This is a genomic window from Vibrio sp. 779(2023) (genome assembly GCF_033344285.1).
In the GTDB taxonomy this organism is placed as follows: domain Bacteria; phylum Pseudomonadota; class Gammaproteobacteria; order Enterobacterales; family Vibrionaceae; genus Vibrio; species Vibrio alginolyticus.
On sequence record NZ_JAWPOM010000015.1, the window covers coordinates 1 to 26,946 of the forward strand.

The window sequence follows — 26,946 nt, forward strand, 5'->3', positions numbered from 1 at the left end:
ATGAGTAGTTTTACAGGCAAAGCCGAAACGGATGATAACCACCTACTGAAGTAGGTGGTTTAGGGCTGAAAACAAAAGGGACGCGAGTCCCTTTTTTGCCGCAGATTACTTGCCAATATGCAACTAGATTGCTAATTTATACTTGTACTTAATGAGGAGAGTTAGCCTTGACTGAAGGAATAGTCAAAGTTGGCGAACGTCTGGCGTCCGTATGTAACGATAGCCTTAAACTAGGACTGCAAGACACTTACCGACTCGGCGTTTTACGTGGAAACGTCCCCTTTGCTACTTGTGTTAAAAACACGCGAGTTGAAGTTTTTTCATCCCTACATTTCGACCATTGCCGTTTGGATATAAGTCAAAATATCTTTAACAATGACTTTCTTTTTGTAAGTTTATCTCAAGCGACAAGCAAACTATTTCTGCTCAAATACTGGTTATGCCATTCATACCTTCGGCTAAGCCTTCATTATCCGAAACATTCCTCTACCTCAACGTTTAATAGGGGTATACATGATTAATTTTGATGTTCTCAATACATACATGGATAACGACGTAGATCTCATCGTCACTGTTTTTTCTACATACCTCGAAGATCACACGAGTGATATAGAGCGTATAGATGAGCTATATGCAAGCAGATGTTGGTCAGAACTCTATCTATTAGCTCATAGTTTAAAGGGCATTCTAGAGAGTTTCGGAGAAGACACCGCGGTCATTGCGTTTCAAAGAATAGAAGAAAAAACCAGAAACGATACAGCGCCAGATAGCTCAGATATAGCTATAGTTACTAAAGAGCTAGCTGCAATTAATCAACAAATCTTCGCTTACTTGAAGAATATGCAATAAAGAAATTCAAGGCTTAACTGGGGGAAATATGGCAATGAATAATAGCAATTTCAGGGAGTTGATTGAGTCTCTCAAAGACCTAACACCAACTCAAAAAAGGTACTTACTTAGCCGTACAAAGATGGCGCTAGATGATGAAAGTAATATGTTAAACATCAGTGATATTCTAACACCAGAAGAGTTGGAGGCGTTACTATCACCGGCACCAACAACGAATACAAAATAACAATGATATACAACGCAACCGTCAGATTAACGCTAGGGACCAAGTGAAGGAAATCGACTTTGCTTGGTTGTTAGTTTCTCTCCCTATTCCTTTTCACTACAACAAACGTATTGTTTTCGAAACCTTTTTCCAATTTAAACAGGTCAGATAATTGAGCGACTAACATCAGTCCGCGACCAGAGGAGGACCAACTATCGTCATCCATTAAGTTAGGTGCCTCAATCTGTTTGTTTTTATGTTGGATGAACGTCTTTTCATTGATCGGCGCTCCGCAATCAGAGACTCTCAGTTCCACGAAACCGGACACTTGGTCATCCCCAACCCTACACTCCACTTCAATTGGCAGGCCTTCTATTTCACTGTAAGAATGAATATAAGCGTTATTCATGAGCTCAACGACACAAAGCTCCAATGATTGAATTGCATTTAAGGGGATTTGATGACCCATCAAAAACCGAACAACGTCTTTGCTCGCACTTCGTGAGTGAGTAAGGGAGCTCCCGTAAGTTCGTTTAAATTCGCTCTTTGACATTCTTTTCCTTAAAATCGAGCCTCTCACCATGCCATTTTACCTGTAAAAGGCTGGCATCATCATCAAACTCATCTTCGTTATGCCAAGATTGTACTTTTTTAAAGACGTCTCCCACTTGGTCTTCAACTGTCAGCGTGCAAACAGCTTTTATACTCGATGCCAATCGTTGTAGTGAAAACATCTCCTCACCCTGCCTCGCTTCAATCAAACCATCCGAATAAAGCCACAATGCATCGCCCTCATCCAGACTAATTTGGTTACCGATATATTCCATCGGCTGCATTGCACCAACGATAAAGTTATCGTCACCTATCTGTTCCATCGTTTTCGTACTCGCTCGCCAAACTAAGATCCTGGGGTGGCCAGCCGTGCAATAGCTAAGTCGCCCTGATTTTGTGTTAAGAATGGCGTAAGCCATAGTAAAGTAAAGTTGACTGTTTCTAGTTTGCTGATAACGCCGATTTAGCCGTTCAATCACAGATGCAGGCTCACTTACGCAATAGCCGTCATCTCTCAACTCCATCGTGATCGAATCAGGCCCCTGACTTTGAGATAGCGTTTGTTGAATAGAAAAAGCCATCAAAGCTGAAGAAATACCATGACCAGAAACATCAAATACATAAAACGCAACATGTTGTTCATCGAGCTCCAAATACCCCAACATATCACCACCAATCTGGGAGCATGGTTTGTAGACATAACTAAACTGTATATTTTGGATAGTTGATTCAGAAGGGAGTAGTTGCTCCATCAGATGACTCGCAGACTGCAGGTCTTGGTGAATTGTTTGATAGGCCGCATCTAGTTCTTTATTTCTCTCAACGAGTTTGTTGTGCAGTTCTAAAGTACGAAACCCCGCACGGATTCTGGCCTGAAGTTCCTCTACAGACGTCTTCTTATCTACGAAATCATCTGCGCCAGCATCAATGCCTTTCACGATCGAACTTTGGTCATTTCTAGAAGACAGTAGAACAAAGAAAATGTAACGCTCGCTAACTTTAGATTTTAATTGGCGACACAATTCAATACCACTAATTCCAGGCATCATTAAATCACTCAGCACAAACTGAATATCAGGGCGGTGGGTTAGCACTTCGAGCGCCGCTCGTCCGTCTTCAACAGCAAGCACTTCATAGCCTTGCTTTTCCAATGCACTGCTGATGTAAAGCAGGACTGTTTTACTATCATCGACCAAAAGAATGGGTTTCATCTTCCTCCTTAATACGGTTGCTTTACTGGCTAACGCAAAACACTAGTCACTGACTGCTCATTTCTAAAACGGCTGTAGTCTTCGGCTAATAATTGGTGTTGATATCGAGTGTAAGACAACGCTTCATTAGAAATTAGTATCTGATGCTCTTTTTCGATTAACTGACTTTGCAGCCTTTCAATCTGTTCATTCTGCTGTGTGTAATTGAGGTACAGTGCGAATAGACCAAAAACCGAAACCATTAACAGGGCTATTAGAATATTATTGATAGTTTTCACTTGAATATTCATGACCTCTCCTTGTCTATTATTAGACTTTCCATGATGAAAGAGAGCGTCTACGGACCAAGAGCTCGAGGCTCTAAAACGCAACGAAGCAAATTGAGGTTGTTTTTCCAATTATAGGCGATAGGAGAAAAAATAAGAAAAATCTGAAAAAATTTGAATATCCTGCTGAGTTAAGAATCGGTAAGGTAGTAGCAGCGAGCTATCATCCACTCGCTGCAATACATTAACTCTGAAATGCAGGTCTAGCTAAAATTTGGTTATACCATCGAGCAATGTTTGGCGACGTCGATAGCACATCAATTTCTAGGCCTTTAATTGCGAAACTGATCAAGATAAAGCCTGTTATATCGACAATAGTAAAATGGTCTACGGCGATAAAATCATTATGTTCAAGACGCTTGTCTAAGACAGGCAGAAATTCGTAGACGCGTTGTTTTGATTCTTCGCCCCATGCTTCAACACAACGTTCTCTGTCTCCATAAACTCCGGTCATGTTTCGAAACGCCTGAAATGCCGCATTTAGTCCTTGGAACTCCACCACACGATGCCACATTTCTACCTGAGCACGTTCGAGCTGGTTAGCACCAAACAGCGCCAGATCATTTCCAAACGCTTCATCTAGGTAGCGACAAATCGCCACGCTTTCACAGATCGTCGTACCATCATCCAGTTCCAGCAGAGGCACTTTGCCATTCACGCTTTTCGATTTAAACGGTTCAGATAGGTTATCGCCCTCACGAACGTTCAGCGCAATTCGCTCAACCTCGCCACCGATTTCCTTCAGAAAAATGCTAACTCGCTTACAACTTGGAGTCATTGCGGTTTCATAGAGCTTCATTTCACATCCTTTTATCTTTTTCTAACCGATTGGTTAGGATATACTGTAGTCAGTTTATAAACGATCAGTCAAGAACTTCACTATCAAAAATTTTCAAACAGTTGTGGGTCTGTTTGCTGAGCGAGATTTTTGATGCCGTTTGTGAGTTCACATGAATTTGGGGGCTGATACCCAAGAATAGATGGGTATTCATCATATTGGTTCAGTTCTAACGCTAGAGGTTCTCTGTACCATCCCTCCAAAGCAATTTAATTACCCAATAAGCAGACCCAGGCAGGTAATTTATGGCAAGAAAAGCCAACTTCGACCGAGATGAAAAGCTTCTCGTGGCTATGGATGTGTTTTGGCGCAAGGGCTTTGCGAACACGTCTATCTCGGATCTCACCGACGAACTGAACATCAACCGCTTCAGTCTTTACAACACCTATGGTGACAAGCAACAGCTCTACTACGAAGCGCTCGATACTTACTTAAAAAAGGTCTCGCTACCGTCACTGAATGATTTGGAAAAAGACGACGCGTCTTTACCTGAGTTGGAATCGTTCCTTAAATCTTTTGCTGATCTGCAACGCAAACGCAGCTGTGGGTGTTTTATCCAAAATGCGTTGATTGAGCACGCTGGTGAAGACGATGATGTACTGCGCAAAGGGCATTTTTTGTTTGACCATCTTATCGACATCATTGCGGATGCGCTGACCAATGCACAAAAAGAAACCTTAGTGCCGAAAACGCTGAAACCAGAAGAGCTTGCTCGTTTTGTTCTCAACAACATGCAAGGTATGCGCGTACTTGGCAAAGCCAAACGTTATGCCGACTTGGATACGGCGCTTTCCTGCTTGCTGGTTTTGATTAGGAAGTGACATGTCGATTGAAGTGATAGCAGTACGTCTTACCAAAGGCATGGACTTAAAGCTGAGCCTAGCGAAATTGGTCGAGCAGCATGGTATCAAAGCAGGCTCGATTGCTTCATGCGTTGGTTGTGTCACTGACCTCAACCTTCGTTTGGCAGGTGCAGAGAGTACGTTAACCAAACAAGAGCCATTTGAAATCGTCTCTGTGATGGGAACACTAACGCCTGAGCATCAGCACGTTCATATCTCGGTGTCTGATCGTGATGGACGAGTTTGGGGTGGGCATTTGCTGGAAGGCACAGTGATTGATACTACCGCAGAATTGATCATCCATTCTTACTCAGAGCTTGAGTTCACTAGAGCGATGGACGACTCGACTGGCTATACCGAACTACAAGTGAATCCTTCCGAATAATTAAAAGCTCCAGAGCCATACTGTGGTGTCTCTGGAGCTTTATTCGCTTATCTCTTACGCTAAGAATTTACTCATATCGAGCAGGCAAATTTCTAGGATCATTCTTCGACTAAATAACAAACCTGATTATCGTCGACCGTTACTTGCCAAGTTTTTAGACAGTACGCTTCATCTTCCAAACACTGCCCACTCTTTAAACTGAAATGCTGTTTGTACAGTGGTGATGCAACACACATCTCACCATCGATATCACCGACGATCCCTCGACTCATCACATAAGCCTTACCAATTGGGTCCCAATCCTGAACAGCGTAAACACCGTTATCGGGAATGTAGAATAACGCGACATGCTCGCCTTCAATCAACACCGTGGCACCGATGAACGGCATTAGGTCATCAAGCTGACACAATTTCACTTTAGTTAAAGCTGCCATTTACACCTCCTGTTTCACGGGAATACGCTGACCGCGCACACGTTGGTACGGCAAGACTTTGCTGCCCGACGTGCTGTTCAAGAAAGGACGGAAGCGTTGCAATTTTTGAGGATTATCCAACGTGCTCTTCCACTCACACTGATAGGTATCTACGACTCGTGCCATTTGTTCATCCAAAGAGTCACATAGGTTGAGAGAGTCATCCAAAATCACTTGTTTAAGGTAATCTAAGCCCCCTTCCATGTTCTCCATCCACACCGACGTACGCTGCAAGCGATCTGCGGTGCTGACGTAGAACATCAATACTCGGTCGATCATGGTGATCAACTCTGATTTGGATAGGTCGGATGCAAACAAATCAGCGTGTCGTGGTCTCATGCCGCCATTACCACAAACGTATAGATTCCAGCCGTTTTCGGTGGCGATCACCCCAATGTCTTTACTTTGCGCTTCTGCACACTCGCGAGTACAGCCCGATACGGCAAACTTAAGCTTATGGGGCGCTCGCAATCCTTTGTAGCGGCTCTCTAACTCAATAGCTAATCCGACCGAGTCATCAACACCATAGCGACACCAAGTAGAGCCGACGCAAGATTTCACGGTGCGCACCGATTTACCGTAGGCATGCCCTGTTTCAAAACCAGCATCAATTAAGGTTTGCCAGATTTCAGGAAGCTGTTCTAACTGCGCGCCAAATAAATCCACGCGCTGACCGCCAGTGATTTTGGTGTACAGATCGTATTGCTGAGCAACTTCGCCTAGCACGATGAGTTTGTCTGGTGTGATTTCGCCGCCCGGAACACGAGGTACAATCGAGTAAGAGCCATCTTTTTGCAGGTTTGCCATGAAAGCATCGTTAGAATCTTGCAGAGATTGATGTTGAGGCTCCATGATGTGTTCATTCCACAAAGAAGCAAACACAGATGCTGCTGTCGGCTTACAGATATCACACCCATGCCCTTTGCCATGCAGTGCAATTAAGGTGTCGAAGTCTTTGATTTGTTCCACTTGGCAAATATGGAACATCTCTTGGCGACTTAACTCAAAGTGCTCACAAAGGTGGTTGTTGACCTCTACCCCCATGGCTGCTAATTGAGTATCCAATACCGACTTGACCATATTGCTACAGCCACCACAGCCAGTACCGGCTTTGGTGTTGGCTTTAAGGTCCGTCAGGTTGGTAGTGCCAGCTTGTATCTCGGCAACTAAGTCGCCTTTTGTGACGTTGTGACAAGAACAGATGATGGCGCTGTCTGGCATCTCTCCATCAAGCATTCCGGTATCAAACAGCAGGTTCGCTGCGTGGTCTGGTAGAACCGTTTTGTTCAAATAACACTGTAAGAGCGCATCGTAGTCGCTGTTGTCACCAACGAGAATCGCACCAAGCAATTGGGTGCCGCTCGCATCAACCACCAGCTTTTTGTAGATGCCTGCAACCGCATCTTGCAACACCATTTCCTGTGCGCCTTCGGTTTGCATTTGTGCATCGCCGATAGACGCCACATCCACCCCAAGTAGCTTGAGCTTGGTGCTCATGTCTGCGCCTTTAAAACCTTCGCTTGGCATACCAGTCAAGATATCGGCAGTGGTTCTCGCCATGGTGTAACCGGGTGCGACTAAACCAAAGATCTTCTGCTCCCAAAGGGCACATTCGCCAATCGCGTAAATGTTCTCATCGCTGGTTTGGCATTGGTTATTAATCACAATGCCGCCTCGCTCGCCTATTTCTAGCTCAGCCAGCCTTGCCAACTCATCTTGAGGACGAATGCCTGCGGAGAAGACAATCACATCCACTTCGAGAGGATCTTTGTCTTTAAACACCATACGATGCTTAGCCGTTTCACCATCGCAGATTCGTTCCGTACCCGTTGAGGTGTGAACGGTTAGCCCTAGTGCTTCAATCTTCTCTTTTAGCACTAAGCCAGCACCATCATCTAACTGCACGGGTATCAGGCGAGGTGCAAACTCAATGACGTGAGTTTCTAGCCCCAATAGTTTGAGTGCGTTTGCCGCTTCTAAACCCAACAAGCCGCCGCCAATCACTGCGCCTGTTCTTGCGCCTTCACATGCCTTTTTGATTTGTGAAAGATCATCAAGCGTGCGATAGACAAACACGTTGTCTCGGTCTTTACCTTCAATTGGCGGCACAAACGGGTAAGAACCGGTCGCGAGCACGAGTTGGTCGTAACCCAGCACATCTTCACCATCAAGCAGAATGCGCTTTTGCTCTCTGTCGATGCCTGTTACTTGGCTGCCAAGTACGAGTTGGATGCCATGCATGTCGTACCATTCTTGGTTACTCAGCATCAAATCATCATGAGACTTACCCGCAAATAAAGAAGAAAGTTGTACACGGTCATACGCGATAAAGCGCTCTGCACCAATCACGGTAATTCGGTGCTCCAAATGCGCGTTTTTCTGCACTAATTGCTCGACGAGGTGTTGCCCGACCATACCGTTGCCTACCACAACGATGTGGCTCAATGCGTTCTTTACTGGAATCGTTAAAGGACTGTTCATCGCTGCCTCCTTATGCCGTTTGCGCTGCGGTTTTGGGTTTGTCTTCTTTCGAAGCAGGAATCTCGACTTTGGATTGCTTCTCGTAAAGGAACTTCAGCACCGCTTGTCGACACTTCTGATACTGCGCATCATCCGCCAGTGCGACACGCTCACGAGGGCGAGGTAGATTCACTTCTAACACTTCACCAATGGTTGCCGCCGGTCCGTTAGTCATCATCACGATTTTGTCGGATAGCAGTACGGCTTCATCCACGTCATGGGTAATCATGATGACAGTGTTGTTTAGCTCGGCTTGAATCTTCATCAGTGCATCCTGCAAATGCGCACGTGTTAACGCATCCAACGCGCCAAATGGCTCATCCATCAGTAGAACCTTTGGTTGAAGTGCCAGTGCTCTGGCGATGCCGACTCGCTGCTTCATACCACCAGAGATTTCGTCCGGCTTTTTGTGCGCGGCATGCTGCATTTGAATCAACTCCAAATAGTGATTCACTTGCTCCTGAATCCACGCTTTGCCCTTTTTGCCGGCAATTTGCTTTACAGCTAACTCAACGTTTTGATACACGGTTAACCAAGGCAATAATGAATGGTTTTGGAACACCACTGCGCGGTCAGGTCCTGGTCCAGATACTTCTCGTCCATCGACGATCACGCCGCCGTCTGTTGGCATGTGCAGCCCTGCGACTAAGTTCAATACCGTTGATTTACCACAGCCAGAGTGACCAATTAGGGATACAAACTCGCCTTTATTGATTTGTAAATCGACGTTCTTAAGCGCGATGAACTCGCCATCTGGCGTTGGGAATCGCATCCCTAAACGCGTTAGATCTAATAATGCTTTTTCCATGATCGTTTCCCTTATCTCAACGCTTGTTGTTTATTCCAAGACAGCCACTTTTGAAGTTGCAGCATGCCTCTATCGAGCATCAAACCGATAAAACCAATGGTGATGACTGCCACCATGATGCGCCCCAATGATGCCGAGCTGCCGTTTTGGAATTCATCCCAAACGAACTTGCCTAACCCTGGGTTCTGCGCGAGCATTTCTGCCGCAATCAACACCATCCAAGCGATACCTAAAGAGAGACGTAAACCTGTGAAGATCATTGGAATGGCAGAAGGTAATACGATGGTGCGGATGTGCTGCCACCACGAAAGTTGAAGCACTTTACTCACGTTGATTAAGTCTTTATCAACGCTTGTTACACCCACAGCGGTGTTAATCAGCGTCGGCCATAAGCTACACAGCGCTACAGTGATCAGAGAGTTGATGAACGACTTAGCAAACATCGGGTCATCACTCACATAAGTGGCACTTACAACCATAGTGACGATAGGCAGCCAAGCTAAAGGTGATACGGGCTTGAGCAGTTGAATGATTGGGTTGAACGCTTGATACAGCCCTTGATTAAGACCAAGCACGATGCCAAGCGGAATCGCGATAACCGTCGCCAGCAAAAAGCCCGCAGTTACGGTCACTAAGCTTGTTATGATTTGGTCGAAGAACGTCGGTTTACCTGTGTAAGGACGAATCTTCACTTCCGCGTCTGGATTCTTCGCTAACTTCGCAGCATTGCGCTTTTCCTGACGCTCGATAAACGCTTGTTCCTTTTCTCGCTCTTGCCAATGGTCATCGACAAGGTTGCTGAACTGCTGAAAAGTTTGCACTGGCCCTGGTAGCGTACCTAATGAGGTTTGCACTTCTCTCGCTGCTAAGTGCCACATTGCCAAAAAGATCAGCAAGCCAATGACGGGCAAAAGCACCAGCCGACTTCGGTTCACTACCTGCTTAGCAGGAAACAGGGAAATGACATTACTAGACATACTCACTCCTAAGAAATTTACATCCTTGTTGCCACAAGCGAATTCCCTCGCCTGTGGCGTTTATCGTTATGGTTAAACCTTGTCTTTTCCTTTAAGCCCGATAGAGAACTTCTCTAGATATTTATTTGGCTCGCGACCGTCATAAACGATGTTGTCGATAAAGTGTGTTTGTGGCGCACGGAAACCATCTTCAGCACTAAAATCTGGGAAGTCTTTTTTGCTCAACACACCATCTTCAATCAGTGCTTGAGCCGCTTGTTGGTAAATGTCCGGACGGTAAACCTCTTTTGCGACATCCATGTACCAATCATCGGATTTCTCGCTTGAGATCTGTCCCCAGCGACGCATTTGGGTCAGGTACCAAATCGCATCGCTGTAATACGGATAAGTGGCGTTATGACGGAAGAACACGTTGAAGTCTGGCACGTCTCGTTTGTCGCCTTTCTCGTATTCAAATGTGCCCGTCATCGAGTTGGCGATAACTTCGGCATCGGCTCCAACGTATTCGCTTTTTGATAGCATCTTCACTGCTTCTTGGCGGTTGGCATTGTCGTTTTCATCCAACCAATGTGCCGCCCGAATCAAGGCTTTCACTACGCGAATGTGCGTGTTTGGATACTTCTCAGCCCAAGCTTTAGAAACACCAAACACTTTCTCTGGGTTGTTCTTCCAGATCTCGTAATCGGTCACGACTGGCGTACCAATGCCTTTGAATACGGCTTGTTGGTTCCATGGTTCGCCTACGCAGTACCCTTTGATCGTGCCCGCTTCCATTGTTGCTGGCATTTGTGGTGGCGGTGTAACACTCAAAAGAACGTCAGCATCCAACTGGCCACTGTTATCGCCTGAGTCTGGTGCGTAAAAGCCTGGATGAATCCCACCTGCCGCTAACCAGTATCGCAACTCATAGTTGTGCGTCGATACAGGGAACACCATCCCCATGTTGAACGGTTTGCCTTTATCCAGATAGCTGTCGACCACAGGCTTCAGTGCATCCGCTTTGATTGGGTGAACTGGTTTGCCATCTGGTTGCTTTGGAATGTATTGCTTCATCTGTTCCCAAGTATCATTGGAAACCGTGATTGCGTTGCCGTTTAAATCCATACTGAACGCGGTAATCACTTCTGCTTTTGTGCCGACACCAATCGTCGCGCCCAATGGCTGACCAGCAAGCATGTGCGCGCCAGCAAGCTCACCATCGATGACTCGGTCTAAAAGCACCTTCCAGTTTGCTTGTGCTTCTAAAGTGACGTACAAGCCTTCGTCTTCAAAAAAGCCTTTCTCATAAGCAACCGCCAGCGGTGCCATATCGGTTAACTTAATAAAACCAAACTTCAGGTCTTCAATTTCTGGCTCACCCAACTCTGCCTTTACGCTGACCGTGGTGAATACCGATAACGAAATTGCTGACACTTTCAGCATCGAACTCCATTTCATTGGTTTGCTCCCATAAAAAAAGCGCCACTACTCCGAAGAGCAGTAGCGCCGTTGCTAAGTCTACAATTACCGCCGTTGATAATTGAGATAAGCGATTCAACAATAAACCCAATTCTACTAATCCAATTACTGTGCCAACTTATTTTTTACAGTAGATACAATGAATTAGTATATTCTACCGTTTATTTTTCCCTGTTATTGCTTGCTGATAGTGCAACACGCACCACGTTAGAAAATGCACCCTAACCCCAAAGTGGTAGAGCAACTAATCCAACACTTCCAAAGTAGTTATCAAATTCTTGGCAACTTGTGCGAGCGTTTGGCTGGATTGCATAGCTGAATTTCTAAGCGCTTTGTAAGCCTGTTCTTCATCAACGCTGTGCATCTTCATCAGCAGACCTTTGGCTTTTTCCACCAGCTTGCGCTCTTCAATCTTGTGGGTCAGCGATTCAATTTCCGATTGCATACTTTCGAATTTCGTTCTCACTAATGTCGCATGTTCAATCCAAGGTTGAAGTGCAAACTCACTATCATGCGGCATGAGCACATAGTCCATTTTTTCTGATAAACGATTGATATCATTGGATGATAATTGCTTTAAGACGATAAGAAGTGGTGCCGATTTTCTGCGGCAGAAATCGACGATCAAACGCAGTTCCGCAGTTGGTTGCTGCCATCCAACCACAACGCTTGCTGACGGTTCTCGTTGCATTAACGTTTCTAGTTGTGCCAATTGGCAACCCATGATGTTGTCGTAATCTTTGCTCAATAAGCCGGACAATCGAGCCTGCTCTTGGTGGCTATCGCAGCATACTATGATGGGTGTTTTTGACGTTGATTGAGTCATGCACATTCCTTGTTTATATCTCACTCACTAAGAGAGACATAACAAGGAATGTGCCAACTAAAGCTGAAGCATTTTAACTAGAGGCGAGATGTTCTTTGAAGAAGCCGAGTGTGCGCTCCCAAGCGAGTGCTGCTTCTTCCGGTGCGTAGCGTGCTGTTGAGTCGTTATGGAAGCCGTGGTTGACGTTCTCATACATTAACGCTTGATACTGTGCGTCGGTTGCGATCAATTGCTGCTCATAAGCAGGCCATGTGTCGTTAACACGCTTATCGAGCCCTGCAAAGTGAATCATCAATGGCCCTTTGACTTGCTTTTGGATCTCTTGAGCCGCGGGTGTTCCATAGAAAGGCACACCTGCATCGAGCTCTTCAGGCATTACCGCTGCAAGCATGTTGACAATGTATCCACCGAAGCAGAATCCAACCGCGCCCAATTTACCGTTGCCACCCTCGTATTGTTTGAGGAAGTTAGCGGCTGCAATAAAGTCTTGTTCGATCTTGTCTCTGTCCATCTCTTTCTGCATCGCGCGACCTTCATCGTCGTTCCCCGGATAGCCGCCGAGTGGATAAAGCGCGTCTGGAGCGAAAGCAATAAAGCCGTCTTTTGCAACTCGTCTTGCGACATCTTTGATATAAGGGTTCAGACCTCGATTTTCATGAATCACCAACACGGCCGGCGATTTTAAGGTCTTCTTCTGTGGCATCACCAAATAACCACGCCCTTCTCCATGCCCATTTGGAGATGGAAAGGTTTCGTAAGTTGCTTTGATGTCAGGATCGTTAAATGAAACTTGTTCTGCGAGTGCGTAATTCGGGGTTAACGCATCGACCAGTGCTGTCATGCTAAAGCCAAGCACCGCAAGGCCACCCAGCCTGTTAAGAAACTCACGGCGCGTGATTTTTCCGTGGGCGTATTCGTCGTACCAATCGAAGGCTTCTTGCGGGATTGGGTGAGAAGCCTTTTCACTAGGAGTGGTATGCTTTAGAACCATTATCCATGTCCTCTGTGTCTTACCATATGGGATTTTCTCATTCTCAAAAGCGCAGCGAGAAACGAACGCGATTGAGGCTAAAACTGCGGTTTCACCACTCTGATACGGAGCAAGGTGGTGAAACACATCATTGGCGAGCTAGGATCTTTTACCTTCTTCAAACAATAGATAATGGATTCAGATTCAACAACTTTGCGTCGTTGGTTTTACATTAATTGACAATAGTGCGTCATTGCTGGGCGCAATAGGCTTGCCAGTAAGAGAAGGCTCGTTCGAATGCTTTTTCTCTGTCGTGCATTTGTGCAAATAGCACCACTGTCATGGTGGCAAGAACCGTATTCGCCATTTGGTTCATGTCATCTTCTGACGTCCCAAACGGGCAGTTCGCAGGCATTGTCACCTCAGACAGCATTTGCTCCGTCCAGTAGTGCGATGTCACGCCGCTTGTTTGGCTTAACCAGACCGTTTGGCTTACTTTCGGGTTGTATTCTGACTCACCCGATTGTCCTTTGAAGGACACAACAGCATGAGCGGTTTGACCAATCTCGTATTCGACTTCAGCATGAAGTTGTTGGAATCCAGGATGGAAGCTACCACGAATACCAACCGTCGCCTGCCCCGGATTCAATGCTCGAACCACAGTATTAATCGGCGTTCTAAGCCCATAACGATTCTTCCAACCGATCATGGTTTCTGCTTGAGGAGCGAACGCACTGAGCGGCAGATACACGATGTTTTGTGTGTCTAAGACACGTTTTGAGTCTTCGGCTGATTCCGCTTTCTTGATAGCAAACTTGTCGAGGTAATCTTCAGCATGCAAACGACCAGATTGACGGTCGTGATAACCATGCATCAGCACTTTATGGCCATTATCGGCGAGGATCTTCGCTGCCAACAGGTGCCAAGGTTGACCTGCCGCTTCACGTTTACCTGCATAACATGGCCAGTCGATGTCTGCACCAATAGCAGGCATGCGGGATTGGAATGCTTTCACAAAGCCGGCGATTTCTTGTTGAGTCTCGTTCTGTACACGAATCAGCATCAATAACATTGCCATCTGATCGTCATCGCACTCACCGTTTAGGTATTCATCCATAACTCGAAACGCTTGGTCAAAGTTCAGTGGTTTTCTACCACGTTCGCCACGACCGACTGTTCTAATACATTCCAAAATGCTGCTCATATTCCCTCGTATTTCGTCACTGACTGTACGGTTTCTATTAGTTGTTCGCGCAGTTTGACAACTTCTCCCATCACAATCAATGCTGGACTCACGCCTTTAAGTGTAATCGATAAATCATTGAGCTGATTGAGTTGTGTAACGTGCACTCGTTGTTGAGGGCTGCAACCATGAGTGATGATCGCGACAGGGAAATCTTCTCTCAAACCGGAGCCTAATAAACCCGTTTGTATTTGCGATGACTTTTCTAACCCCATATAGAAGACTAACGTTTGTCCGCTTTGCATCAGTTGGCTCCAAGCCTCAAATGCGCCTGTTACCACTTGCCCTGTCACAAAGGTAACGCTGCGAGCAACGCCACGATGAGTCAGCGGAATCAAGCTGTTTGCGGAACACCCAATCGCAGCAGTAATACCGGGGATGACTTCGTAAGCGATTGATTGTTTTACGAGTGCTAATGCCTCTTCACCTCCACGGCCAAATACGAAAGGATCTCCCCCTTTTAAGCGTACAACTCGCTTTCCTTGCTGAGCGAGCGATACCATCAAGTCACAAATTTCTTCCTGACCAATACTAGGTTGTCCGCATCGTTTGCCCACGTAAATCCAATCGGCTTGTGGCGAAGCCAACTCCAAAATATCTTTGTTAACCAAACGGTCGTACAGCAGAACCTCTGCCGACATAATCGCTTTCACAGCCTTTACCGTTAACAAGTCAGGATCGTGCGGCCCTGCTCCAACAATCGAGACAAAACCTTTGTGGTTCGCATCTAGATCTGTGGAGTGATTTTCTAAAAGTTGGTTCAGTTTGCTTGCTTGATCATGCTTAGAAAAGCGAGACGAGCGTTCTTGTTTCTGACTCGCTTGTCCTTTCTTAAACCAAGACTTTTGATAAGACGCTTCCATGTGCTTATCCTCTTTATGACTTACTTTATTTGAATAGCCAGACTTTGCTGGTTCGCTTGCTGTTTGCCCTTTTGATGCTGATGGCTGTCGACCATTTGTTTGATTTGAGAAACGCACGAGCCACAGTTAGTGCCGCATTTGAGTTTGTTTTGAAGTTGAGTCAGTGAAGTGCAGTCTTGCTTCTCCATCGCGTCATGTATTTGTTTATCAGTAACACGGAAACAACTACAAACCAGTTTGGCACTGCTTTGCGATTGAGTGATGGTAAGCAGTTGCGATAGCTCCATTGGCTTGCCAATCAAGCCGGTAAAGTTGGTGTAGTCGGTTTGAATCGGTTCACTAGACACCACTAAAACAGAACGAATGATACGAACGTCTCCAACAAGGTCGTAATCCACCGCTAGCCAACCTTGGGCAATATCTATCGTAATTCTGCGGCTCTTTTCCGTTCGACAAAAACTCTGCTTCTTTGGTCGCTTATCGTGTGCAAAGCGCCAAATGCCCAAATTGCTTTCTGCTTGAAATGCGCTGTAGAGAAACTTTCCGGAATCAAACTGTGTACCGATGAACATACCGTAGGTTTTGACCGCTGCGTCTTGCACTTCAACATAAGACGACTTAAACGCAGGCTGCCCAGAAATAGGGTCTTTTGCGCTGTTTACTATTGCGTTAACACCGCTTTCACCGCCATATCGACCCGCCCAGTGCATTGACATAAACAGCTCCTGAAAACCCAAACCTTCATCAATGGCAACTTTGGCATAAATACCGGTGTTTGAAGTAGACTGAAACAGCTTGGTGAGTTGTCCTGCTTTTAAGCGATTTTGAGTGGCAGAGAGTGTGTTCATGTACACGGTTGGTTCTAACTCAGAGGCGGCAAGGTGTGCGATATGACCTGTGCGCGTCATGGTATGCCATTGGTCTCGTTGCCTGCCAGTATTGAGCCACCAGCCTTTTGTTCTTTCTAAACGCGTTGGAGATTCACTGGTCACGACAAAACGCGCTTTTCCATCTGGGTGCGAATAGATTCCATCAGCAAAAGGACGCTCTCCTCCCCATTGTGTCGGTACCCACTCTTCGTATTCTTGCTCGGTTAAGTTGGCGTATTGAGAAAGATCTAGCTTCAATGGCGAATCTGCATTCATGCCTGTCATCGCGGCATATTCCCTGAATACCGCCCGCTCAGAAGTAAACGCAAAGCCATTTTGTGTCTTTTCCAATGCACACAAAGCTTGTCCAACTTGGCTTATCGCCCACCAATCTGATTTTGCTTCACCCGGAGGCGTTTGAAACTGGCGCTGCCTTGAAAGTCGACGCTCAGAGTTGGTCACCATGCCTTGCTTCTCACCCCAACCAGCGGCGGGCAGCAACAGATCCGCAAAATGCGCTACATCCGAATCCGCTGTGATATCGGAAACAATCACAAACGGACAAATCTCTAGTGCACGTTTTACCAATTGGTTATCTGGTAAAGAGACAACGGGATTGGTTGCCATGATCCACAGAACTTTAATCTCACCACGTTCTACCGCCTCAAACAGCTCAACGGCTTTTAAACCGGGCTGAGTGGCAATTTCTGGCGAATCCCAAAACACCTGCACTTGCTTGATAGACTCTGCGTCAAAAGCACGATGAACCGCTAACTGATTGGCCAATCCACCGACTTCTCGCCCACCCATCGCATTCGGCTGACCTGTAATAGAAAATGGCCCACAACCTGACTTGGCAATTTTACCTGACGCCAAATGTGCATTAATAATGGCATTGCCTTTATCGACACCATTTTCGGCTTGGTTAACCCCTTGGCAAAACAACGTGATTGCGGTTGGGCTTTGTGCAAACCATTGGAAGAATGTCGTGAGTTTTTCTTCTGAAATCCCAATGGAAGACGTTAGATTAGTGACATCGTAACGAAAGTCAGACACTTCTTCTGCAAGCGCATCAAACCCGTCGGTATAGGAGTTTATGTATTCAGAATCAATACATTGCTGCTCGATAAGAAACTTGAGCAACCCATTAAAAAGTGACACATCCCCATCGTTTTTAATCGGTAGATGCAAATCCGCTTGCTGCGCTGTGACTGTTTCACGCGGGTCAATGACCACCAGCTTGAGGTTAGGATTGTTCTCTCTCGCTTGTTGAATACGTCGAAATAAAACAGGATGCGTCCAAGCGGTATTAGCACCGCAAATTATCAATAGCTCAGTCTTATCAATATCGTCGTAATTGACGGGAACGACATCTTCACCAAATGCTCGTACATGAGCCGCAACCGCCGAAGACATACACAAACGCGAGTTAGTATCGATGTTTGCGCTGCCAACATAGCCTTTCATGAGTTTGTTGGCGACGTAATAGTCTTCCGTCAACAACTGCCCTGACACATACATCGCGACGGAATCCGATCCAAACTCTGCTTTCGCTTGATGAATCTTTTCTGCAATCAGATCCGTGGCTTGTTGCCATTGCACTTCTTGCCCTTGAGGTCGCAGCTTGGTGACAAGCTTTGGATACAGCAAGCGCGAAGGCATATTCAAGCTCTCTGCCAACGCGACGCCCTTTACGCACAGTGATCCCGCATTTGCAGGATGACACGCATCCCCAACGATTCCTTTCGCATTGACCTCGACACCACATCCAACACCACAATAGGGACAAGTGGTTTTTTTGCATCCTTGCGACATAACACCTCCAGTGCGATTCAGCCCAACTTACTAGCAAAAAAAAAGCCTCTCCCGAATCGAGAGAGGCAGCAATGCCTTTAACGCTGTTAGTACATTTTCAAAAAGTAATACCCTATACCGCTCTCGCCTGCTATTGAGAGCGGTGCATCGAGTTATCGATGAACGTTTATGTAAAGCAAGTGAGGTGCCAAGATTAAAAACCATTACTATACAAAAGGTTAGCTTAAAACCAATTATAGCAACGTAATGCTACGCACTGATTGTGTGCAAATTTCGGTCATTATCGTGCAGTATTACTTTACTAATTCCATGACTAACCTGGATTCTTCGTCACCAAAATAATGCGCTTCTTCTTCTAACGTTTTAAAGCCAAGGGAGAGGTATAAAGACAATGCAGGTTGGTTCTTAGGATCGACAGTCAATTTCACGCTTGAGCCTAACGTCAACGGCGCAATAACGTTTTCTAGGAGGGAACGCGCAATACCTTTACCTCTATGTTGAATATCGACGGCCAATGACATGATCCAATATTGATGTGCATTTGTGCTAGTCGTTAGCAATATATACCCTGCGACCTGCTCTCCCTCTTTTGCTACCAGTAAGGTCTCTCCCCAACAATCAAAAGCTTGCCGAAAGAAAAATTGAGGATAGGCGTGTTCTCCAAATAAAGTATTTTCGAGCTTATATATGGCAAATAAGTCCTCTTTTTGCGCAGACAAGATGTCCATTCAATGACTCCTTCTTTAACATGAATGGCAGCAGTATACCTAAATCTCATCTAAATGACGGGACACAAACATCTCAATTAAGTGCTTAAGAAATGTAATATTCTTCCTGAAAATTAGGCCTAACTCACTTAGAACATACATCCGTGATTAAGTTTTAACCGCAAAATCAAAAACCACACAAGATGAAAATTTCAACACATACAACCATTAAACGCATTAAATTTAAGAACTTTATTCTGGTTTATTGAAAAATTCATAGTTGGATAATTTACAACCACCCCAAATTCACAGCATTATTCACCAAGCTTCGCGTGTGATAATAAACACTAAAACCTTTACCATTTTCAGCATTATTATTTTTATAAAAGCGAGTTTTAAAGTGAAAGAATCTCGAAATGCCTTAAATCCTAGTGAAATAAACACAACCACAGCTTGGTCAAAACATGATACACATTGGGTTCTTAGCCTATTTGGAACAGCCGTTGGCGCAGGCATCCTGTTTCTGCCAATTAACCTTGGGATTGGTGGTTTTTGGCCTTTAGTCGCGATGGCAGTACTTGCTTTTCCAATGACCTATCTTGCGCACCGTGGCTTAGCTCGTTTTGTACTATCTTCTAAGATCAAAAACGCAGACTTCACTGATGTAGTGGAAGAGCACTTCGGCGCAAAAGCAGGCCGTTCTATTTCACTACTGTATTTTCTTTCGATCTTCCCGATCCTGTTGATATATGGTGTTGGAATAACAAACACAGTAGATAGCTTCATGGTAAATCAGGCTGATATGGCTTCTTTACCTAGACCTTTGCTTTCTGGCGTACTAGTGTTTGCACTAATTGCTATTATGATGGCGGGTGAAAAAGTAATGCTACGGGCCTTTGCCATTATGGTGTTCCCACTTGTTGCCATTCTTGCCTTTCTATCATTTTACTTAATACCGAACTGGACCATGCCTGTCATGGATGTGCCAGAAGCGTCAGCTTTTGCTAGCACTATGTGGTTAGCAGTTCCTGTAGTGATTTTCTCGTTTAGTCACGCAGCTGCAATTTCAAGCTTTGCAAATGTACAACGTCGCCATTACGGTAAGCAGGCAGATGCCAAATCCGAAGTTATTCTTCGTCGCACTAGCATCATGCTGATTGCCTTTGTTCTTATTTTTGTATTTTCCTGTGTGCTAACACTGTCACCTGAACAATTGGCTCAAGCAAAAGAACAAAACGTATCCGTATTGTCTTACTTAGCGAACGCAACCGATAATCCATTTATTGCAACACTTGGTCCTTTAGTAGCGTTTGTCGCTATCACTTCATCTTTCCTTGGGCATTTTTTAGGTGCGCGTGAAAGCTTAAATGGTTTAATTAACAAGCATTTTAACCTACCTGAGAAGCGTGTTGATCGTATCAGCGTGGCAGCACTGTTCTTCTCAATCTGGGCGGCGGCGATCATGAACCCAAGTATTCTTGGTATGATGGAAGCATTGTCAGGGCCTGTTATTGCAATGATCTTATTTATTATGCCAATGTTAGCGGTGTATAAAATCGAGGCGATGAAACAATATCGAGGAAATATCTCTACTTACTTTGTTCTAGCAGCAGGCATTGTGGCGGTAAGTGCATTGATTTTTAGCTTCTTCAGCTAATAACTAAAGACTAGCTTGGATTTTCAGGGGAATACCTTACACAAGGTTAAGGTGATTCCCTGAATTTTCTTACTCTTTAAAAGGTAATCATCGTTACCCTTGACTCTTAAATAAGAGCGAAAACACCCGCAATCATAAGTACTGAAGCAATGCAGGTACGGCCGATAATGCCGAAGTGCGAAGGTTGAATCATTTCATTATGCATAGTTAATCTCCTATTTATTATAAAAGCCATTTTTTATTGGCTTAATAACACTATGTCTAATATCCAGTTTTTTAACAACCCATACAAACATTAAATATTTATGACAGAAACGTAATTTTTTACACTTCACCCTGATTTCGAGCGATGAATCCGCGGCTTAAATCACTAGATTGAGTCCACCGAATATGCTCGCCTACCCGTCATCGTTACCTTGTCTATACCATCGCCTAATCATTGCATAAGTTTTCAATAGATTTTGATTTATAAATCATAATATTATAGAGATCCTTCTCGTATCTCACTCCCAAAACACTTTGCCACTGGGAATCCATCCGCACTTAACCAACAAGAAATGGTAGACTTAACTGGTATTCGGTTAAGAGATCACATTTTATTAATACGCTCATGCACTTCTCAATTAAAACACTGGCTTGCGCACTTTGTACTGCACTTGGACTTTTCTTGCATCCCACCAACGTACTGGCGAGTACTGAAAAGCAAGCTTATCTGGAAGAACACATTTCAGCAGAAAGCAAGCCCATGTTAAAACTCTACTTTCGCTCGATGGGTAAGCCGCGATCAATTCAAAAAGATGAGTTAAATGCGCCACAGAATGCATCAGCGGAGTCTCTTGCTCTGTATTACTTTGCACGAAAGTACCTTAAGCGTTACGAAGGCGTTCCATTACCGAAAGATATGCCCGATTTAATCGAATTCGGTAAAAAGCACCATTTGGAATGGGTCGTCGCTGAAGCACAGCTCAATAAGGCTGTAACAATGATTGAGCAAGACGATAACTGGAACGCAGAATTGTTACTCCATGACGTTGTTTCTACAGCCCGTGATCTTGGTTATCTAGCATTAGAAGGCCGTGCTTACCGCTGGTTAGGCAATCTAGAAGTATCTCGAAATCAACTACGCAGTGGCCTAAAATATTATCGCAATGCCTATGAGTTATTAGAAAAAACAGTATTTGAAATACAAGTCGCGATGACACTGAACAACATTGGGACGGTCTACATCGACGCATCAGATTGGGCTCGGGCCAACAGCTACCTAACGCAAGCTCTCGACACTTACCTAGAGAGCGAATATCAATACGATAATAGCTTTTTTATGGGGGTTATCTACGCAAACCTTAGCATCGTTCACTCGAGCCTCGGAGATAACAAAAAAGCGGAATATTATTTCAATGAAGCCATTCGACTTTCAATGCAAACGGGGTCTGACACAGTCAAGCACCACTCTTTATCCAGCTTTTCACAAATGTTGAGCTCGGTAGGAAAAATTGATGATGCATTAATGGTCGCACAGCGTTGCGTAGACCTGCCCATTCCAAAAAATCTAGAAATGCTAAAAACGTCTTGTTACGAGGCATTTGCAGAGGCTTACCTCGCAAACAAACAATACGATAAAGCTATTACAACAGCGCTTAACGTTCTAGAACAAACCAAGTCAACCAGTGAATTAGAGCTGCGGCAGCGTATTGATATGCTTTCGGTACTGGTAAACGCTCATCAAATTCTTAATGACTATGAAGCCGCTTTTCATTATTTAACCCAATTAAGAGAGCTGGAGGCTGAGTTTTCTCATCATATTCATGGTGAAGAGATGATTAACATTAAGTTTGATCTCGAAGCTAAGTTAGCCCAGAAAGAACTCAAATTGCTAGAAACAAAAAATGCGCTACAAGCGTCTGAACTGCGTTCGCAGCGCTATCGAGAAATGTTCTACTTTATCGCTATTACGGCAATTGGTGTCGTTGGTTTTCGTTACGTACTGCGCGTTAGACGTATTAATAAAGCACTCACTCAAGAAAATACTACCGATCCGTTAACTCAACTGCATAACCGTCGCTATCTTCACATTTGGCTGGACAAAATGGCTCGTAGAAGCCCAGATAGAACATTTGCCTTAGCAGTTTTAGATGTTGATCATTTTAAAACCTTTAATGATCAATATGGACACGATATTGGCGATAAAATGCTGACTCATATTGCCACGCTATTTAATGAATCCACTCGCTCTGGTGACCTACTCATTCGTTGGGGTGGAGAAGAGTTTGTCCTATTATTCGAAGTACAGCGAGCTGAAGATTGCGCTAAGTTTTTGGAGCGATTGAGATATACTGTTGAAAACACGCCATTGGTGGTTGACTCTAAACCATTAAACGCGACAATTTCCCTTGGAGCAGTGGACAAACTGTCGGCACAAATAATTAAACAAGAATGGGATCAATGGTTTTTCTTGGCAGACCAAGCTTTGTATGATGCGAAGCAAGCTGGTAGAAACCAGTTCGTCATTCATCCTACATCATAAAAAAGCACACATGAAAAAAAATCTAATCATTATTACTTTTGCGCCTCTATTTCTTATGGCGTGTAGTAATCAGCAAGCATCTCAACTGGGAATGCGCAGCAGCAGTGTCAACGTGTATGCCCAGCAAATGAGTAACACTCAACTATGTGAAACTCTCTACTACAACCGTGCAACTAACCAAACCAAAGTGGCGATTGGTGCTGAGTTCAATCGACGTGGATTAAACAAAAAGTGGTGTGATAAAGAATTCGATAAGTTGTACATTAAAAAGTGGATTGATAACGTGCTGCCTAAGAAAAAAGCCGAACCCAAGAAACCAATCGCAACTATTCAACCCGCTTCAACTAAATAACCCACCATCTTGAAGCAGACGGTACACTCGTATTTTCTGCTTTTCATTTTTCATGCATGTTCGATGCGACATATAAAAACCTCATGGTTTCAGTAAATTAACAAAGACTTATGTTGTCCATCGAACTTTTAATGTAAACAAGTTGTAAATGGTTTTCGTCCTTATTCTTTGTCGTTAGCTTTGTTTGTTCCTGTTAGCGGAATATGAAACAGGAACTAAAAAATTCCAAACAAAGACATGAGGTCAAAAATGGAAATACGCATTAATCGCCTATTTGCTGCTATGTTGGCAGTAGGCATTGCACCTGCCGTCTCGGCGTTTGATCCACTCTATTCTGAACAATGGCACTTAGACAACACGGGGCAAACTGCGTTTGCGGCTAATCCTGCTGTTGCTGGGAACGACTTAAACACTAGGCTCACTCAGGCAATGGGGATTGCAGGTGTTGGTGTGAAAGTTGCCGTCATTGATTCTGGAGTTCAGATCGATCACCCCGACCTTGCAGGTAATATAGTTACAGGTAGCAGAAACTTCGTCGAAGACTCTTCATTCCCACCAAGTTATCCGGTTGATACTAATGGTCATGGCACTGCTGTAGCCGGTTTGATTAGCGCCGTCGGCAACAACGGTGAAGGCGGACGCGGTGTCGCTTCTCACTCTTCCCTCATCGGTTTTAACTGGTTAGCCAACCAGACATTAGAAGGCTGGTTAATCTCCCATGGCATGGACCCAGCAACACGCGATGTTCGCGTATTTAACCAAAGTTACGGTTTCAGCCCTATAAACCCGATTACTTTTGATGAAAGCGACCCTCAACTAAAACTTGAAATGGACGTGATGAAAAACGTCAGCGAGAGTAACGCCTGGGGTCGAGGTGCTGTATTTGTAAAGTCAGCAGGTAATGGTTACCGCTATTTCAATACAGGGCGATTCTTCGTATTGCCAAGTAACTTCTTTGCTGGTGGAGACAATCAAGGCTTACCGATGCACAACTCTGCTCAGTCTTATGATAACGCCAATTACTTCAATTTAGTCACTAGTGCACTACGAGCGGATGGTACGCGAGCGAGTTACTCATCGGTGGGGTCGAACGTGTGGGTTGCAGCACCAGCAGGTGAATATGGGCAAGATTTCCCTGCTATGGTCACCACTGATTTAATGGGTTGTGAAGAAGGGCAAAATACCAGTGATGGCCTTGGCATTAATGGGTTACACGGCGGAACGGAGCTCGATCCGAACTGCAACTATACCAGTACGATGAATGGAACCTCATCGGCTGCGCCGAACACATCGGGTGCCATCGCGGCAATCATGTCAACCAACCACGCACTTTCTGCTCGTGATGTACGTGCTTTACTAGCGGAGACAGCAAAAGTAACGGATAAAGCGCATCCAGGCGTACAGCTTGAATTTACTAACCATAATGGTGAACAGGTTAGCTACGAGGCAATTGCCCCTTGGCAGAAAAACGCAGCAGGCGTAGATTTCCATACTTTTTATGGCTTCGGCGCTGTAGATTTAGATGAAGCGATGCAACGTGCTCGCATGACGAATCGTGTTTTGCCAACTCAAGTCATTACGCCATGGGTTAATAACGCTACAGAAGTAAGTGTACCCGATGCAAGTCTAGTTGGTGGTTCTTCAAGTATCGCCATTGCCGATGAGCTGACAGTAGAATCCGTTCAAGTGACATTGACACTGGACCACGCTCGTCTGCCCGACTTAGCTATCGAGCTCATTTCGCCATCAGGGACTCGTTCCGTTTTGCAAACACCGCGCAATGGTCTTGTTGGTCAATCTCTTGATTCATCGATTACTGGCTACAAAGATCAATTAATGTTGTCTAACCAATTTTATGGCGAAGATGCAAAAGGCGAATGGACGTTGCGAGCAATAGATACGAACGGCGATGAAGTCTATTCTTACATTGCATATTTCAACTCTTCCACCATCTATGACGTTCCGATGGCAAACAACGCTCAGCCCGGTGTTATTAAGAACTGGTCGATGCGCATATTTGGACACTAAGGAGTCAATAACATGAAATACAAATCATTTTCTATGCTGGCTCTCGTTATCATGACGTCGAGTGTATACGCTGAGCAACAGCTCTCTCAACAGCCTGCACCAGAACTGTTTGTGCCATCAGAAGCGGTTGAGATTAATGGCCAAGATTATCGAAAAGTGCAAACTGGCACTATTAGAACCCTATCTGAAGACGTAAAACTTCAAGCGGGTGATGAGGTGTTTAAGAATGCGTTTAGTAACGTATCCAAAGCCACTGGACTGGTTTATATCACCGTAAACAATCCTAACGAAGCGAAAGCAGTCGCCAAAGAGTTAAAATTAGAAGTTATCTTCGCAGAGGGGGAATCAGCGGTGTTAAAAGCATCTCAAGATCAAGATCTGCTAAGTATTAGCGACTACCTAAACGCAGACAGCCGGGTAAAAGCGTCTAAAATTGAACTAAACAGCGGTAAATACCGTGCACAATAATTCTCTAACAAGAGAAGTTGGCCTGTAAAACCATGCCTCAGCGATTGCTGAGGCATTTTTATGGGTAGGAACAGATAGGCTATTATTCTTTAATAACATTTCGCATAACCAGTATGATACCTAAACACCCTACTCGCCTGCGCCTGTCATTTCTTAAACAAAATAATTTCCGTTCTTAGCTCTTCTTCCGTGGTTTCCTTCGGGCTATTCAGATAGCGTTCGATTCCTAAAGGACTGGTTTTGACTTTCATATCACTCTGACGAACCAAGTTCATCGCTAAAGCCCATGCATTTCCCAAAAACTGATATTCACCTCGGTGTTCAACGACAAATGTTTCACTCTCAGGAATGGTACCGGTAACCGCCCCTTGAGGCGCTGGTACTGAGTTATGAAGAGGAAAGCAAGTGATAAACTCGAATGTACCTTTCTGCATATCCATCGACTGGTAATAACAAAACAATTCACCATTCACGGATAGGGTTTCGTCACTAATTAACTGTTCTAGTTGCTGAACATGCTTCTCAATTACCGAACCTAATTCCTGCAAGCTAGCCACACCCTTGATCCCAATGTAATGAATTTGAGGCAACGTTCGGTTACCTATTTCGACTAAGTCTGAATGCACTCTTCCGGTTTCAAGCTTACTTTTGAGCATGCGTAACCCACGTTGATAATCCATCTCTATCATCGACTTAAACATACTTTTCAGAAAGAACAGATACCAAGGGACGCGAGATTGCATTTGCCATTCGACTAAACAGCCATTTTGTGACGGCGTCACGATTAGAGTCACCTTTCCATGGCTCTTGATTGGGCGAAAGAAATGTAGCTCCATATCTAATCGATGCTCTTGAGTACTTTCCAGTACAATCGCGCCAGTCCCAATACGCTGACCATTCCATTGATAACCAGCTCCAACGTGGCCCTGATTATCACTGAATGTCAGCTCGCAGCTTGGTTCAAGAATGATCCATGGTGACCAGCTGGGCCAGTTATTGAAGTTCTTGAGATAGCCAATAATTTCACTTTGATTCTTATTAATTTCAATACTTCGGCTGACCTGATAAGAGAGCATAACGGTTCCTCGAGTTTCCGCTTCACTAACTTCAGTCTAATTCAAATTCCAGTTTTTTCTTGTTTGACTACGGGTTAGATGCGTACGACAAGAAAAATCCAGAG

The 26,946-nt window shown here is 44.7% G+C and carries 25 protein-coding genes; 9 read left to right on the top strand and 16 right to left on the bottom strand.

From position 1 onward, the window contains the following. The first annotated feature begins 513 nt into the window (after positions 1-513). Positions 514-849, top strand: a complete 336-nt coding sequence (locus R8O70_RS17435) for an Hpt domain-containing protein (protein WP_017820226.1) — start codon at positions 514-516, stop codon at positions 847-849. A gap of 34 nt (positions 850-883) precedes the next feature. Further along, positions 884-1,075 carry a hypothetical protein gene (locus R8O70_RS17440; protein WP_025767706.1) on the top strand — a complete coding sequence of 64 codons (192 nt, stop codon included), beginning with the start codon at positions 884-886 and terminating at the stop codon, positions 1,073-1,075. A gap of 70 nt (positions 1,076-1,145) precedes the next feature. Here R8O70_RS17440 and R8O70_RS17445 read toward each other — a convergent pair whose 3' ends face one another. The 4 genes from R8O70_RS17445 to R8O70_RS17460 form a co-directional block, all read right to left on the bottom strand. After that, the gene (locus R8O70_RS17445; RefSeq protein ID WP_053349943.1) at positions 1,146-1,607 is read right to left on the bottom strand and encodes an ATP-binding protein; all 462 of its coding nucleotides are present in this window, start codon (positions 1,605-1,607) and stop codon (positions 1,146-1,148) included. Continuing rightward, entirely contained in the window at positions 1,588-2,817 is a 1,230-nt protein-coding gene (locus tag R8O70_RS17450; protein WP_025767704.1) for a PP2C family protein-serine/threonine phosphatase, read from the bottom strand. Before R8O70_RS17450 ends, R8O70_RS17445 begins: the two co-directional genes overlap by 20 nt. A 29-nt stretch (positions 2,818-2,846) precedes the next feature. Next, the gene (locus R8O70_RS17455) at positions 2,847-3,107 is read right to left on the bottom strand and encodes a hypothetical protein (RefSeq protein ID WP_005375908.1); all 261 of its coding nucleotides are present in this window, start codon (positions 3,105-3,107) and stop codon (positions 2,847-2,849) included. Positions 3,108-3,327: 220 nt separating this feature from the next. Next, positions 3,328-3,942 carry a glutathione S-transferase family protein gene (locus R8O70_RS17460; protein WP_033907003.1) on the bottom strand — a complete coding sequence of 205 codons (615 nt, stop codon included), beginning with the start codon at positions 3,940-3,942 and terminating at the stop codon, positions 3,328-3,330. Between the two features lie 284 nt (positions 3,943-4,226). Here R8O70_RS17460 and R8O70_RS17465 point away from each other — a divergent pair, with 284 nt between their 5' ends. Continuing rightward, positions 4,227-4,802 carry a TetR/AcrR family transcriptional regulator gene (locus R8O70_RS17465; RefSeq protein WP_009701863.1) on the top strand — a complete coding sequence of 192 codons (576 nt, stop codon included), beginning with the start codon at positions 4,227-4,229 and terminating at the stop codon, positions 4,800-4,802. A gap of 1 nt (position 4,803) precedes the next feature. Further along, positions 4,804-5,208, top strand: a complete 405-nt coding sequence (locus R8O70_RS17470) for a PPC domain-containing DNA-binding protein (RefSeq protein WP_226083046.1) — start codon at positions 4,804-4,806, stop codon at positions 5,206-5,208. Between the two features lie 98 nt (positions 5,209-5,306). Here the strand turns inward: R8O70_RS17470 and nirD are convergent, their stop codons facing one another. From nirD to R8O70_RS17525, 11 genes are all read right to left on the bottom strand, one after another. Continuing rightward, positions 5,307-5,642 carry a nitrite reductase small subunit NirD gene (gene nirD / locus R8O70_RS17475; protein ID WP_033907001.1) on the bottom strand — a complete coding sequence of 112 codons (336 nt, stop codon included), beginning with the start codon at positions 5,640-5,642 and terminating at the stop codon, positions 5,307-5,309. After that, positions 5,643-8,162 (bottom strand): nitrite reductase large subunit NirB, encoded by a 2,520-nt coding sequence (gene nirB, locus R8O70_RS17480; protein ID WP_258624088.1) that lies wholly within the window; start codon positions 8,160-8,162, stop codon positions 5,643-5,645. Positions 8,163-8,172: 10 nt separating this feature from the next. Continuing rightward, positions 8,173-9,009 carry an ABC transporter ATP-binding protein gene (locus R8O70_RS17485; RefSeq protein WP_064376516.1) on the bottom strand — a complete coding sequence of 279 codons (837 nt, stop codon included), beginning with the start codon at positions 9,007-9,009 and terminating at the stop codon, positions 8,173-8,175. Positions 9,010-9,020: 11 nt separating this feature from the next. Then, complete coding sequence (locus R8O70_RS17490) at positions 9,021-9,986, bottom strand: ABC transporter permease (RefSeq protein ID WP_005375889.1); 966 nt, start codon at positions 9,984-9,986, stop codon at positions 9,021-9,023. A gap of 72 nt (positions 9,987-10,058) precedes the next feature. Beyond that, complete coding sequence (locus R8O70_RS17495; RefSeq protein ID WP_005375887.1) at positions 10,059-11,423, bottom strand: CmpA/NrtA family ABC transporter substrate-binding protein; 1,365 nt, start codon at positions 11,421-11,423, stop codon at positions 10,059-10,061. Positions 11,424-11,688: 265 nt separating this feature from the next. Next, a complete protein-coding gene (locus tag R8O70_RS17500) occupies positions 11,689-12,270 on the bottom strand; it encodes an ANTAR domain-containing response regulator (RefSeq protein WP_206952866.1) in 582 nt (193 codons plus the stop codon). Positions 12,271-12,343: 73 nt separating this feature from the next. Then, a complete protein-coding gene (locus tag R8O70_RS17505; protein ID WP_258624089.1) occupies positions 12,344-13,261 on the bottom strand; it encodes a dienelactone hydrolase family protein in 918 nt (305 codons plus the stop codon). Positions 13,262-13,490: 229 nt separating this feature from the next. Further along, positions 13,491-14,444, bottom strand: coding sequence for a glycosyl transferase family protein (locus R8O70_RS17510; RefSeq protein ID WP_258624090.1), 954 nt, complete (start codon positions 14,442-14,444; stop codon positions 13,491-13,493). Continuing rightward, positions 14,441-15,346, bottom strand: a complete 906-nt coding sequence (cobA, locus tag R8O70_RS17515) for a uroporphyrinogen-III C-methyltransferase (protein ID WP_258624092.1) — start codon at positions 15,344-15,346, stop codon at positions 14,441-14,443. The genes R8O70_RS17510 and cobA overlap by 4 nt, the downstream gene beginning before the upstream one ends. Positions 15,347-15,366: 20 nt before the next feature. After that, a complete protein-coding gene (locus tag R8O70_RS17520) occupies positions 15,367-18,030 on the bottom strand; it encodes a nitrate reductase (protein ID WP_318184282.1) in 2,664 nt (887 codons plus the stop codon). A gap of 293 nt (positions 18,031-18,323) precedes the next feature. Next, on the bottom strand, positions 18,324-18,758 hold the full coding sequence (locus R8O70_RS17525) for a GNAT family N-acetyltransferase (RefSeq protein WP_054574324.1): 435 nt from the start codon (positions 18,756-18,758) through the stop codon (positions 18,324-18,326). Positions 18,759-19,137: 379 nt separating this feature from the next. On the opposite strand from R8O70_RS17525, the gene R8O70_RS17530 reads away from it, so the two are divergent. The 5 genes from R8O70_RS17530 to R8O70_RS17550 all read left to right on the top strand — a co-directional run bounded on the left by R8O70_RS17530 (position 19,138) and on the right by R8O70_RS17550 (position 25,766). Beyond that, positions 19,138-20,394 (top strand): aromatic amino acid transport family protein, encoded by a 1,257-nt coding sequence (locus R8O70_RS17530; RefSeq protein WP_158155229.1) that lies wholly within the window; start codon positions 19,138-19,140, stop codon positions 20,392-20,394. Between the two features lie 610 nt (positions 20,395-21,004). Further along, the gene (locus tag R8O70_RS17535; protein WP_258488019.1) at positions 21,005-22,918 is read left to right on the top strand and encodes a tetratricopeptide repeat-containing diguanylate cyclase; all 1,914 of its coding nucleotides are present in this window, start codon (positions 21,005-21,007) and stop codon (positions 22,916-22,918) included. A gap of 10 nt (positions 22,919-22,928) precedes the next feature. Continuing rightward, positions 22,929-23,270, top strand: coding sequence for a hypothetical protein (locus R8O70_RS17540; RefSeq protein WP_025998581.1), 342 nt, complete (start codon positions 22,929-22,931; stop codon positions 23,268-23,270). 249 nt (positions 23,271-23,519) lie between these two features. Further along, positions 23,520-25,298 carry a S8 family peptidase gene (locus R8O70_RS17545; RefSeq protein WP_017634214.1) on the top strand — a complete coding sequence of 593 codons (1,779 nt, stop codon included), beginning with the start codon at positions 23,520-23,522 and terminating at the stop codon, positions 25,296-25,298. A gap of 12 nt (positions 25,299-25,310) precedes the next feature. After that, positions 25,311-25,766 carry a hypothetical protein gene (locus R8O70_RS17550; protein ID WP_005375850.1) on the top strand — a complete coding sequence of 152 codons (456 nt, stop codon included), beginning with the start codon at positions 25,311-25,313 and terminating at the stop codon, positions 25,764-25,766. A 146-nt stretch (positions 25,767-25,912) separates the two neighbouring features. On the opposite strand, the gene R8O70_RS17555 is transcribed toward R8O70_RS17550, so the two are convergent. Next, positions 25,913-26,842: an SRPBCC family protein gene (locus R8O70_RS17555; protein WP_053307749.1), complete on the bottom strand. Its 930-nt coding sequence runs from the start codon at positions 26,840-26,842 to the stop codon at positions 25,913-25,915. Positions 26,843-26,946 lie beyond the last annotated feature (104 nt).

What these genes read in the sequence shown, in the direction of transcription:
- R8O70_RS17455 (WP_005375908.1), bottom strand. Translation starts at nt 3,107, where the DNA reads ATGAATATTCAAGTGAAAACTATCAATAATATTCTAATAGCCCTGTTA.
- R8O70_RS17505 (WP_258624089.1), bottom strand. Translation starts at nt 13,261, where the DNA reads ATGGTTCTAAAGCATACCACTCCTAGTGAAAAGGCTTCTCACCCAATC.
- nirB (WP_258624088.1), bottom strand. Translation starts at nt 8,162, where the DNA reads ATGAACAGTCCTTTAACGATTCCAGTAAAGAACGCATTGAGCCACATC.
- R8O70_RS17485 (WP_064376516.1), bottom strand. Translation starts at nt 9,009, where the DNA reads ATGGAAAAAGCATTATTAGATCTAACGCGTTTAGGGATGCGATTCCCA.
- R8O70_RS17450 (WP_025767704.1), bottom strand. Translation starts at nt 2,817, where the DNA reads ATGAAACCCATTCTTTTGGTCGATGATAGTAAAACAGTCCTGCTTTAC.
- R8O70_RS17460 (WP_033907003.1), bottom strand. Translation starts at nt 3,942, where the DNA reads ATGAAGCTCTATGAAACCGCAATGACTCCAAGTTGTAAGCGAGTTAGC.
- cobA (WP_258624092.1), bottom strand. Translation starts at nt 15,346, where the DNA reads ATGGAAGCGTCTTATCAAAAGTCTTGGTTTAAGAAAGGACAAGCGAGT.
- R8O70_RS17445 (WP_053349943.1), bottom strand. Translation starts at nt 1,607, where the DNA reads ATGTCAAAGAGCGAATTTAAACGAACTTACGGGAGCTCCCTTACTCAC.
- R8O70_RS17535 (WP_258488019.1), top strand. Translation starts at nt 21,005, where the DNA reads ATGCACTTCTCAATTAAAACACTGGCTTGCGCACTTTGTACTGCACTT.
- R8O70_RS17495 (WP_005375887.1), bottom strand. Translation starts at nt 11,423, where the DNA reads ATGAAATGGAGTTCGATGCTGAAAGTGTCAGCAATTTCGTTATCGGTA.
- R8O70_RS17545 (WP_017634214.1), top strand. Translation starts at nt 23,520, where the DNA reads ATGGAAATACGCATTAATCGCCTATTTGCTGCTATGTTGGCAGTAGGC.
- R8O70_RS17490 (WP_005375889.1), bottom strand. Translation starts at nt 9,986, where the DNA reads ATGTCTAGTAATGTCATTTCCCTGTTTCCTGCTAAGCAGGTAGTGAAC.
- R8O70_RS17520 (WP_318184282.1), bottom strand. Translation starts at nt 18,030, where the DNA reads ATGTCGCAAGGATGCAAAAAAACCACTTGTCCCTATTGTGGTGTTGGA.
- R8O70_RS17550 (WP_005375850.1), top strand. Translation starts at nt 25,311, where the DNA reads ATGAAATACAAATCATTTTCTATGCTGGCTCTCGTTATCATGACGTCG.
- R8O70_RS17470 (WP_226083046.1), top strand. Translation starts at nt 4,804, where the DNA reads ATGTCGATTGAAGTGATAGCAGTACGTCTTACCAAAGGCATGGACTTA.
- R8O70_RS17440 (WP_025767706.1), top strand. Translation starts at nt 884, where the DNA reads ATGAATAATAGCAATTTCAGGGAGTTGATTGAGTCTCTCAAAGACCTA.
- R8O70_RS17525 (WP_054574324.1), bottom strand. Translation starts at nt 18,758, where the DNA reads ATGGACATCTTGTCTGCGCAAAAAGAGGACTTATTTGCCATATATAAG.
- R8O70_RS17510 (WP_258624090.1), bottom strand. Translation starts at nt 14,444, where the DNA reads ATGAGCAGCATTTTGGAATGTATTAGAACAGTCGGTCGTGGCGAACGT.
- R8O70_RS17555 (WP_053307749.1), bottom strand. Translation starts at nt 26,842, where the DNA reads ATGCTCTCTTATCAGGTCAGCCGAAGTATTGAAATTAATAAGAATCAA.
- R8O70_RS17465 (WP_009701863.1), top strand. Translation starts at nt 4,227, where the DNA reads ATGGCAAGAAAAGCCAACTTCGACCGAGATGAAAAGCTTCTCGTGGCT.
- R8O70_RS17540 (WP_025998581.1), top strand. Translation starts at nt 22,929, where the DNA reads ATGAAAAAAAATCTAATCATTATTACTTTTGCGCCTCTATTTCTTATG.
- R8O70_RS17500 (WP_206952866.1), bottom strand. Translation starts at nt 12,270, where the DNA reads ATGACTCAATCAACGTCAAAAACACCCATCATAGTATGCTGCGATAGC.
- R8O70_RS17435 (WP_017820226.1), top strand. Translation starts at nt 514, where the DNA reads ATGATTAATTTTGATGTTCTCAATACATACATGGATAACGACGTAGAT.
- nirD (WP_033907001.1), bottom strand. Translation starts at nt 5,642, where the DNA reads ATGGCAGCTTTAACTAAAGTGAAATTGTGTCAGCTTGATGACCTAATG.